The 10,941-nt window shown below is 38.3% G+C and carries 9 protein-coding genes; 5 read left to right on the forward strand and 4 right to left on the reverse strand.

Going from position 1 to position 10,941, the window contains the following annotated elements:
- Positions 1–26: 26 nt before the first annotated feature.
- Both AC2CZC_RS25910 and AC2CZC_RS25915 read right to left on the reverse strand, forming a co-directional pair.
- On the reverse strand, positions 27–2,561 hold the full coding sequence (locus AC2CZC_RS25910; protein ID WP_484585227.1) for an ABC transporter permease: 2,535 nt from the start codon (positions 2,559–2,561) through the stop codon (positions 27–29).
- Positions 2,558–3,208 carry an ABC transporter ATP-binding protein gene (locus AC2CZC_RS25915; protein WP_484585228.1) on the reverse strand — a complete coding sequence of 217 codons (651 nt, stop codon included), beginning with the start codon at positions 3,206–3,208 and terminating at the stop codon, positions 2,558–2,560. The genes AC2CZC_RS25910 and AC2CZC_RS25915 overlap by 4 nt, the downstream gene beginning before the upstream one ends.
- A 371-nt stretch (positions 3,209–3,579) precedes the next feature.
- On the opposite strand from AC2CZC_RS25915, the gene AC2CZC_RS25920 reads away from it, so the two are divergent.
- A complete protein-coding gene (locus AC2CZC_RS25920; protein WP_484585229.1) occupies positions 3,580–3,945 on the forward strand; it encodes a DUF805 domain-containing protein in 366 nt (121 codons plus the stop codon).
- Positions 3,946–4,461: 516 nt separating this feature from the next.
- Here the strand turns inward: AC2CZC_RS25920 and bamE are convergent.
- Complete coding sequence (gene bamE / locus AC2CZC_RS25925; RefSeq protein ID WP_063362697.1) at positions 4,462–4,827, reverse strand: outer membrane protein assembly factor BamE domain-containing protein; 366 nt, start codon at positions 4,825–4,827, stop codon at positions 4,462–4,464.
- A 364-nt stretch (positions 4,828–5,191) separates the two neighbouring features.
- Here bamE and AC2CZC_RS25930 point away from each other — a divergent pair, with 364 nt between their 5' ends.
- The 3 genes from AC2CZC_RS25930 (at position 5,192) to AC2CZC_RS25940 (ending at position 9,080) form a co-directional block, all read left to right on the forward strand.
- Positions 5,192–6,184 carry a hypothetical protein gene (locus AC2CZC_RS25930; RefSeq protein WP_484585230.1) on the forward strand — a complete coding sequence of 331 codons (993 nt, stop codon included), beginning with the start codon at positions 5,192–5,194 and terminating at the stop codon, positions 6,182–6,184.
- A gap of 218 nt (positions 6,185–6,402) precedes the next feature.
- Positions 6,403–7,791: an ATP-dependent RNA helicase DbpA gene (gene dbpA / locus AC2CZC_RS25935; RefSeq protein WP_484585231.1), complete on the forward strand. Its 1,389-nt coding sequence runs from the start codon at positions 6,403–6,405 to the stop codon at positions 7,789–7,791.
- A gap of 245 nt (positions 7,792–8,036) precedes the next feature.
- Positions 8,037–9,080: an AraC family transcriptional regulator gene (locus tag AC2CZC_RS25940; RefSeq protein ID WP_484585232.1), complete on the forward strand. Its 1,044-nt coding sequence runs from the start codon at positions 8,037–8,039 to the stop codon at positions 9,078–9,080.
- Positions 9,081–9,100: 20 nt separating this feature from the next.
- On the opposite strand, the gene AC2CZC_RS25945 is transcribed toward AC2CZC_RS25940, so the two are convergent.
- Positions 9,101–9,997: a response regulator gene (locus tag AC2CZC_RS25945; RefSeq protein WP_484585233.1), complete on the reverse strand. Its 897-nt coding sequence runs from the start codon at positions 9,995–9,997 to the stop codon at positions 9,101–9,103.
- 100 nt (positions 9,998–10,097) lie between these two features.
- Between AC2CZC_RS25945 and AC2CZC_RS25950 the strand changes: the two genes are divergently transcribed.
- On the forward strand, positions 10,098–10,886 hold the full coding sequence (locus AC2CZC_RS25950) for a zinc ribbon domain-containing protein (RefSeq protein ID WP_484585234.1): 789 nt from the start codon (positions 10,098–10,100) through the stop codon (positions 10,884–10,886).
- The last annotated feature ends 55 nt before the right edge of the window (positions 10,887–10,941 follow it).

Below are 10,941 nucleotides of genomic sequence, written 5' to 3' on the forward strand. Positions count from 1 at the left end.
TTTATTAATTTGCCTAAGAACAATTTTTAGCCACGCTGTTCAAGTAAGGTCACCACATTTTGCTTGAGTTGCTTGCGGCTTAAGAAAATACCACCCAGCGCAATCGCCGCAACGATAGTAATGGCCTCAACTAAAAGCATGAAGTCATTTGGCCTATACGGTAAACCAAACCCTGCCTGATAAATTTGACCGATAAACAAATATATCGATGTTAATGCACACGCAACTGGGATCATGGTTAAAATACTCCATTCAACGATGAGCATATTACGACTTTGCCGACTATCTAAGCCAAAGCTTATCAGCAAACCATTCTTTAACTTATCTCTTTGAAGATGGGTTTGGATTGAGGCAATAACAAGCAAGTTACTCATCAAAGCAATAAAAACACCATACGCCAAGGTCAGATAGATAAATGTCTGTACTGTACTGCGCACTCTTGCAATTAACTCTTCAACACGTAACATGCGAATGCTCGGGTGAGCTTGCCAAATTTCACCAAGTTGCTGTAAGCCTTGCTCTGGTAAATCGACGCTACCCATATAAAAAACCTGCTCGTCTGCCACTGGTGCACTGTCTTGATGTACAACAAACCAAAATGTGATCATATCTGAACCTGAACGGTAGTGATGTACCGAAGCAATTTTGAACTGCTGGCTTTGAGTACCGACTTGCATTGTAAGCACATCCTCAAGCTCTAAATTAAGCTCATCAAACACTTCTTGCTCCATAGAGATAGCAGGCAAATCATTTTGCTTTTTACTTTGCCACTGGTCAGAGACAATATTTATGTTTTGTGGCTGATTAGCTTGCCAATGTAGATTGATATTGCGCTCTAAACGAGATTTAGAATCGCTACTTGGCGCATCAATTTCACTTAACAATAGGTTATTAACATGCGTTACTCTGGCGCTTTGAAACGCTTTAAACTGCTTTACTTCACCGCGCTGCTGTAAAGTAAATTCTGTAAGAGCTTGCTTTTGCTCCGCCGTTGCTTGAGTCACAAATATATTTCCTTGGTCTGCGAATAATGCTCTATCAAGCACATCACTCACATCTTGACCAACTCGAAGACACAATAGTAATAATGTGGCACTTAAACCTAACGCCAGAATTTGTACAATTTTGACACGCATTCGTTGCTTCATCAGTAGCAGTACAAATGCAAAAATACCTCCTTTTCCAGACAGTAACTTATTGGCGGCACTTAACCCACCCCATGCCAAAACCAGCAATAATACTAAACAGACCGCAAGACCAGACAACAGTAACCCAGTCAACACCCAGTTATCCGTATTCAAAACCACTACAACCAATAGAGACAATAATGGACATAAGCCACTGACTATGAAAGTGATTGAGTTATTCTCTCGCTTTTCTAATAGATCTCGGACATTACTCTTGATCAGAGTTACCCAACTCGGAACCGTGAGCAGAAAATAGAGTAACATACTGATAAATAAAGATTTACCAATCCCCGTCCAATCCCACATAAGCTCAAATGTGGCCAAAAAGTGTTGCTGAATGGCATATTCCAAAGCGGCAGTGAAGCCAATGGCTATTATCAGCGCAGGAATAAAACTAATGAACAAAATGTTTGCCATTAAAATCAGTACAAGAAAGGGAATTTGCTGACGCTTAACACCATTTGCCAACATCACCGCCAACACATTTTGAAGCGGCTCTACATGACTTTTTTGGCTAAGCCATAGACATAGGCAAGTCAGTAAAACAATGACAAAACTGATTAAGCCCATAAAGTTCTGCACTCTTTTCCACGCATGTGCCATCGGATAGTTGTTCAGTAATTTACTAACCATGTTTAAATCAGCACTGTTGTCCTGTAAGCGCCGAAGGTACTCCTTTTTAAAGTCCAATGGGTGATTAATTAATACTTGGCGCTCAAGCGGGATCATCTCCAAATGCTTAATACTTTTTTGAGACACAATGGCGCGTTTATCACTGCTATATCCTTGAATGATTCTGTCAGGCTCATTGAGCAATAGCGCACTCACTTTCAATGTGTTTTGACCAAGGGAAACAGTATCACCAACCTTAACATTCAGTGCACGAGCTAGATGAGGCTCAAGCCAGATCTCTCCCAATTTTGGTCCAGTAGACTCCAAAGATGGCGTAAAACTTGGGGTGTAAGACACTGTCACATCACCATTGAGAGGATAGCTTTGATCTACCGCTTTGAGTTTTGTATGGCTAAAAGCGGCTTGCGCACTTAAAGTCACTTCATAACTATTAATAAAACTACTTTTGGCTGCATGCGCTTGCATCCATTGCCTTTCATGATCATGCCAATCTCTGGTAACGGTTAACTGCGTATCAGCGCCCAACATTGTCTGCAAGTTATGGTTTAAATACCTATCAACGCCTTGACCAAATAAGCTGGTTAGACTCAGATACAAAAATAAAAGAGCCAAACTTAGTAATGTAATTAGATGCTTGCCTTGCAAGATTTGCGATATAAATACTTTAATGAATAACTTGCTGGCAGGCATTAATTGACAGCTTGAACTGTCTAATTGATTTAAAGTATGTGGCTCATTCATAACTTTAATTCCCCATTTTCAAGCTTGTATGTTTTATCTAATTTTGAAGCGAGATTAAGGTCATGAGTCACCACCACCATAGTAGTGCCTGACACTTTTGCACCATGGAGCATAAGATCAAAAACCTGCTCTGCCGTTTTATGATCTAGATTCCCTGTCGGTTCATCCGCAAACAAAATTTGAGGTTCATTACAGAGCGCGCGGGCAATCGCCACACGTTGTTGCTCGCCGCCACTCAATTTAGTAACAGGCTGTTTGGCTTGCGCCTCTAAATTTACTAGTTTTAATTTCTCTAACGCGCGCTGTTGTGCTGTACTTTCACCCCGTAACATCAAAGGCAGTGCCACATTTTGTAGCGCATTTAGCTCAGGTAATAGATGGAAGTGCTGAAAAATAAAACCGGATACACCAGTCACACCACTCAATACTTCAAGGTTTTTTTGATAGCAGATTTTGCCTTTTTGCAATGTCTCTAACCCTGCAAGCAAAGAGAGAAGTGTTGATTTTCCTGAGCCAGAGGCGCCCACAATAGCAATATGCTCACCCGCCTCAATTGACATTGAAATATTCTTAAGTAAATGTAGAGGTTCTCCATTGACCAAATTAATCGTGTGTTCCAAATCGAGGACATCCAATTTAACACCCATGTTCATTCCTTATTGCGCTTAAACTAATTTATGACCTAAGTGTTTATTAAATTGCGTGAAATGCATGTGAAGAACGAACAGTGCGCCTATGTGTAATTTAAAATACTTATATAATTAAAAAGTAAAGTTCCATATGAAGATAAAATACTAATTTTAAAATTATTTAATCGTGATTTTTATGATTTTTCACATAAAAAATGAGTTTTTTACAATTACCTCTTGTGGCAATAGCATGATTGATTTACTTTTATGCGCAGGGAAACAACATAGCTATTTTGTATCTAAGTACAAACTGCTGATAACGGACATTACAGCACCAAAGGCAATCGGACTCCCAAACTAGGAAATTACAATTAATAAAGGAACCAAAAATGGAATGGTATATATCCGTCTTAAAAAACTATGCGGTATTTGAAGGAAGAGCGAGAAGAAAAGAATACTGGATGTTCTTTTTGTTCAACATAATTGTCTCTGTTATATTAGGCTTTATTGATGGGTTACTTGGCACATCTTTCTTAGGCATTATCTATGCATTAGCTATTTTTGTACCTACCCTCGCACTAAGCGTTAGACGTTTGCATGACACTGGAAGATCAGGCTGGTGGATGCTGATTGCCTTTATACCAATAATTGGTACCTTGGCATTATTTGTCTTTTTCATCTTAGAGGGTGAAGAAAGTGAAAACCAATATGGCCTTAACCCGAAATTGGCAAATGAAGGTGAGGCAGTAGCCTAATAAAGAGTTGAATGCGTCATTAATTAGCCAATTTTTGACGCACCCCCGGTATTTTTCCTACTATTACAGCGTTTAAGCCTGTAAAAAGACTAACTTCACTATTAGCTCATGACTTAAAATACAGCATACAACTGTTGCAATGAGCATTTTAAATTTTGATGGCTCGATCTAGTAAGCAAGCCATATCATAACAATAAGCCTTCGCTTAAAGACCATAAAACTGATACTAAGCTCCTTGTTTATATAGAATAAACACATATCAGCTTAGAACATTTAAAAGACTTCAAGCACTACATAGAAAAACACTAGATACGAAATACATAAAATCGATAGAATTCAAAGAAAGGAGTTTGTGGATACCTGTTAACTAAGTAAGAGAAGCTAAATATTTTATAAAAAATAAATTTAATAATCCGCCAATTACTTGCCATCAAGTTTAATAAAATTGGTAACTAGTTATCGCCAAAAACGCCGAATGATCTACAATCAAACGGCGCTGCATATCATTTTCAATTTTTAAAAGCGTGACGAACCGCTTTCAATTTCTCTAAATGACATACCACTCATGATACCATCTTTACCAAAGCGGATAGTTACATGTTTACTAGTGCCCTTTGAACCACCGGCATAAGCGCCAGCAACAGGAACATAGTTTAATCCACTGCTTTTGTTTTCATGGAAATAATATTGCCATGCCGTTTCACCATCAACCAAGTCGTCCATGCCACTTGGGTCACCTATGGCCTTTCTTACATCTTCTTGAGTCGTTTCACCTTTTTTAAACGACTTAACTACTTCCATGTCAAAGTCTTTTCCGCTTTGTGTGCTGCTACATGCAGCTAGAATAAATGTGGTAAAAATTATGATCAGTAAGTTTTTCATTTATCTTCCTTTTAATGTTCGTCCTATACTCGTAAGTCTGTTTTATATAGTAAGACTAAAGAGTAGCAGCATTATCTGCCCATTTAATGATCATTTCAATACCTTTTACCTATATAAAATCACTTTTAATTGAAGTTTTTTCATGACAAATTAACCTATAAAAACAAATAATTCTAAAAAATTAAATTATTAATACTGATAAACGAAATGATGCAATTCAAGTAAATTCATAATTATGTATTACTACAATATGCAAGTCATTTGAGAAATTAACGCCCTTGCTTTTATTTTATATTTTGTTTGTTTAAGAGGTACTGATAGACTCTCCTTAAAAAGAATTATAAAAATACCCTTATCGAATGTAATGATGAATTTATCGACCAACTCAAAATTGCCATTCATTTTTTTAATTGCCATGTCCTCTTTATGGTTCCTCTATTTCAATACACAAAACATGTGGAATGATTACGGTAAGCAAAGATGGGAGTGGTTATTTCTCATTGATGTATTGATTGCGATACCGGTTATTTGTTTTATATGTGTAAAAGATAAAAAAGAGGCGCTTCTCAAAGCCCTTATATTAATTTGCTTAGCAGTACTAATTGGTAGTTACATTATTCCAGATGAACATAAAGTACTGTGGCCATATTTAGAACAAGGCAGATATTTGGTGCTTGCCATTGTTCTGCTTTTTGAGCTTGTTGCGGTATTTAGTGTTTACTGGGCGATAAACATCGCACTAAAAACAGGGCAAGACCCTGATGTATCGATAGCGAAGTCCGTCTCGCGTTATCTTGGCTCTGGCAAATTCGCGCAGTTTTTCTGCTTTGAAATACGTATGTGGACATTTGCACTCGTGCCAAAACGTATTCACTCAAAAACCTATCAAGGCAATGTTCACTTTAGTTATCACCAAAAAGATGGAACTCACAGCAACCTGCTAGGGTTTATTATTTTAATTGCAATTGAAATTCCCATTGTGCACTTACTACTGCACTTTATCTGGTCTCCGATGGCTGCAAATATTGTTAGCTTACTGACTCTCTTCAGTTTAGTGTTCTTTATCGCCGAGTATCGGGCCATAGCGAAAAGGCCAATCTCTTTGACTAATGATACTTTGATAGTTAGGTATGGTTTATATAATCCCATTGTCATACCACTTAATAACATCTTGGACATTAAGCAGAACAATCAACCTATCACGCGCGCAAAAGACCTTAAGCGTTTTAACTATTCTGGCGTACCTAATATAGAAATAATACTCAATAAGCCTAAAGGAACCATTAAAAACCTGTTCATTGGAGTAGACGACCCAACCAACTTCATAGCAAGTATTAACAGCAGGCTGGCACCCTAAACTAGTTTATTGAGCAACCGAAAAGGCTTGTCAAAATAAGTCCATTCAGTCGCTTTATAAGCCAGCATATGGCATTGCAAATATGGTTCGGCGAGTAAACCAACCCAGTCAAATAAGCGTGAACAGAACAAATTAATCCTGCCAACTCCGCTAAAGATACTCACAGCCAAGTGCACGTGTTATAATTCGCTTTTATTCCACAATAGATGATTCCTGCTTTGTCTCAGTCGCTTTTTACTAGTTTGCCACTTTCAAACGCCCTATTAGATAACCTTAACTCTCTTGGCTACACTGCCATGACAGACATACAAGCCCAAACATTACCCAAAATCTTAGCAGGTAAAGACCTGATTGGTCAGGGGAAAACAGGCTCGGGTAAAACAGCTGCGTTTTCTTTAGGCTTGTTACATAACCTCAACGTTAAACGCTTTCGCGTACAAGCACTGGTCGTTTGCCCAACTAGAGAGTTGGCAGATCAGGTTGCCGTTGAAATACGCAAGCTTGCAAGGGCGATTCACAATATCAAGGTTTTAGCATTATGTGGTGGCGCACCTATGGGGCCTCAAATTGGTTCTTTAGAACACGGTGCTCATATCGTGGTCGGTACACCAGGTCGAATTGAAGAGCATTTACGTAAAGGCCGATTATCACTGGATGAAGTGAATACATTTGTATTGGATGAAGCAGATAGAATGCTAGAGATGGGTTTTGAAGATGCGATTCAATGTATTCTTGATCATTGCCCAAACAATAGACAAAACCTGCTATTTAGCGCGACCTATCCACCACGCATTGAGCAACTTGCAAAGCATATTATGAATAATGCTGAAAAGGTAACCGTTGAAGCAACGCATGACCATAGCTCAATTGAACAGTTTTTCTATGAAGTACCAGATAACGAAGCAAGGCTTGTTGCAACACAAAAACTGCTCTTAAAGTTTCAACCCACATCGGCGGTTGTTTTCTGTAACACCAAAGCTGAATGTCAATCTGTATGTGATAACCTCAAACAACTTGGCTTTGATAGCGCGGCGCTGCATGGCGATTTAGACCAAAAAGACAGAGATCGCACACTTGTTCGATTTGCCAATAAAAGCTTAACGATTTTAGTCGCAACGGATGTTGCCGCTAGAGGCATTGATGTTGATCATGTCGATATGGTTTTAAACTATCATATCGCGCATGATCCTGAAGTACATGTTCACCGTGTTGGCCGTACTGGTCGCGCAGGTAACACTGGCGTAGCATGCTCAGTTATGAGCTATAAAGAGTCTCATAAAGTCAATGCATTGGAAGACTATCTAGGGCAAACCATTGACCCTACTCCACTACCCAATGACGATGTGTTCGGTAATCAAATTGCCAGAGCCCCTATGGTCACACTACAAATTGATGGCGGTAAAAAATCCAAGTTGCGCCCTGGTGATATTTTAGGTGCGCTGACCTCAGATAAATCAATCCAAGGCTCGCAAATTGGTAAAATCAAAGTCACAGCAATCACTTCTTACGTAGCCGTAGAGCGCAAGCTAGCCAATAAGGCCTTGAAGATTATTTCAGAAGGGAAAATGAAAGGTCGTCAATTTAGAGCAAGAAAAGTAACGCAATAAATTTATTAAAGTACGTTTATATGATGTGAATTTGATTGCAATTCACATCATATATCCTTGTATATTAGCAAGTTAATAAAAACCTTTTCATTCTCCCCGTAATTTATATTATGAGAGATTAATAGTTTATAAATAATTGAACGCCTAAAATCTCAAAATCAACCCCTACTCTTATGCAAGTTTTGCAATTGAAAACTCCCCTCTCCTCCCCCTAAAATAAAAGAAAATATGTAGTAGAGAGTCTCATGGTTTTAGATTCAGCTTATTTTTGGCTTTTTATAAGTGTCGCAGGTGCATTGAATGCGCTCGTTTTGAGTATCTATTTTTTTATTAATAAATCTTCCAATCGCGCTTACAAATTGTTATCTCTTTTTATTTTTTTGATATTCATAAGGATAAGTAAATCCATATGTTTTTTCTTTTACCCCGAAGCAAGCAAAACCTATTTACAGCTGGGATTAACGTCAAATTTTCTATCTGGACCTATATTATTACTATATATAAAACAATCTTTTAAGCAAAAAACAGCTAAAAACCTTAATTGGAAAACGCATTTAATACCGCCCACAAGCCTCGCTATCATAGTCGGCATACTGTGGCCGTATGAGCATTATTCAGCTCTTTGGAATATACACATATCGACTGTTATTATTTATTGCTGGTTTGCCTATTTAATAGCCTCATTGATATCCATATACCCTACTATCGTAAATAACGACCTTGAGCTGTTTAAAACGAAGCATACACAATTTCCAATTGTAATCTTATGCACATCTATTGGCCTTTGGCTCGCTGATGTATTTACAAGTTATACCTCATATACTATAGGCATCCTGTGCTTTCTGCTGCCACTATATTTAAGTATCACCTTACTTATTTCTAAACTTCATAATTCCAAGCCCACAAAATATGCCAGTAAAAAGATTTCTCAAGTAAAGGCAAGTCCTGTATTAAAAGCTTTAGAAAAACTCATGGTTGAAGATGAGCTATACAAATGTCCTAACCTGTCATTATCTCAAGTGGCTGATAAGCTTAATATCTCCGTACCGCAGCTATCACAAATCTTGAACGATAACTTAGGTGTCTCATTTACCTCATACATCAATCATCACAGGATACAGCTGGCAAAAAGCTTACTAACCGAGCACAAAAAAATGAGCCTAAAGCAAGTATCAGCGCTATGTGGGTATAATAACCAGTCTACTTTTTATATTGCTTTTAAAAAATTCACCGACACCACGCCTGCGAAGTATAGAAAAGCGGCTGTGGCAAGCGCAGAGAATGTCTAACTTCTATAGCTTAAGGTGATCTAAACACCGACAATAAGCATTTTACCTTGTGCCATTCCTTCTCTCTCACAACTTAAGTCAATTCGGCTATCAAGTGGGTATTTATAAAGTAACTCTAGTTTCGGATGATGGGTATAAACACACTTACAGCTTCTGACAAACAAGCTCATTTTGCTTTGATTGTCTAAAAATGCGTACGCTGTTTTACCAAGCGCCTCTTTGCACGCGGTCATGATATGCGCGTTTATTTGATTCATATGAATGGCTCTTTGCGCCTCATCTTCTGGGATCACTTCTATGCTACTAGCCAACACACAAGTCGCGTAAACATCCAATACGCAGATAACTCGAACCTTTTGGCTCCCTCTCTCCGCATAAACCACCATAACACAAGGTAATTTACTTTCATCCAGTGATTGCGCGCGAATAGGCTTGAGCGTAAGTGATTCACTGATGTTCTTTTGCATTAAGCGCTCTAAGAAATCTGTTTTTGGTAATGCCAGTCCCTCTTTGATTGGTACCTCTTGCTCGACCATCAATTCTTTGGCTTCTAAATCTTTGACCAGCGGCATGATAGTTTTTCTAAGCTCGCTGTCAGCGAAGGGCTTAGATAAAAAGAAGGCACAGCCCATAGACTTAGCGTAATTGATTTGCTCTTCTTCATCGACCGTAGATACCATGCCAACAGGGATCTCAGGATGTGTTGTGCCAACAACCTGTAGCAACTCAATACCCGATTTATCAGGCATATGCCAATCTGTTATTATTATCTGAGGTTGCCATAACTCTATGCGCTCAAGTGCATCATCAACACTATTTGAACAAGAAATAAATAACTTGCGATACGTAAACTGTTGAAGTGCACGCCTGATAATTTCACATGTTGCATGGCTATCATCCACTATCAGAACTTTCACTTTTACCTCAATATTAAATTTTCATATTCAGTATAGGCAGAATTTTGCAGTAAAACTAAACTTATCCTATTGATAATCAATGATGCGATGAAAAGCTGACATGTTGCCGATAGAAGTTTACCAATATATTGCCTTAAATTTCGGCCTGCTTATTTTAGCGGCATGGTTTTATATTCTGTTATTGATATTAAGAGAGTTTAGAAAATTCGCAGGCGTGTTCACGAATAGTCAAACAAACAGTCCAGAGTCAAATGAGGTGGTGGCCTTATGCAAAGACTCAGTAGAGCGAGCAACACAATTTAACAACCAACATGAGCAAACCATCACCGAACTTCTTCACGTACAAGCAAATCTTGAAAACCAGCTGGCCCAGATCCGCGCATCCACTGCAGACCATATCACCAAAGAAGAGCAGGCCTCTATAAACGAGCTCAATAAAAAACTATCCCGTTCTCAAAAGCTGATTAAACGACTCAAAGGAGATTTAGACATTAGCGGTAAAAAGCTCAAATATGCAAAAACGAAATTAGAAGATCAGTTTCAATCAGTAGGTAGCCTAAAACAAGAGAACACCGATTTACAAAAGGAAATAGAGCAATTAAAAACACAAATAAAGTCTGTACAAATCAGTGAACAATCACCAAATGAGCAAGAAATTCAAGCTTTAGTTCAACAATATGAACGACAAATAGCAGAGCAAAACCAACTCATTGATCAACTCTCTGTTGATTTACCAGAGCCGTCAGGTGACACAGATACCAAAGCTCTCGAAACGGAATTACAACAAGCCAAGCAAAAAATTAAGCACCTAACCAAGGAAAACAAATTTATTGAAAGTCGCTATCTTGAAGCAGTAAAGCAACCTGAGGCCAAGGATGGAAACAATTAGCAAAACTAGAAAAGTGTTTTCGCATTAAAAAAGGAGCCGAAGCTCCTTTTTATCA

The organism is Pseudoalteromonas sp. MMG033, from assembly GCF_057197785.1.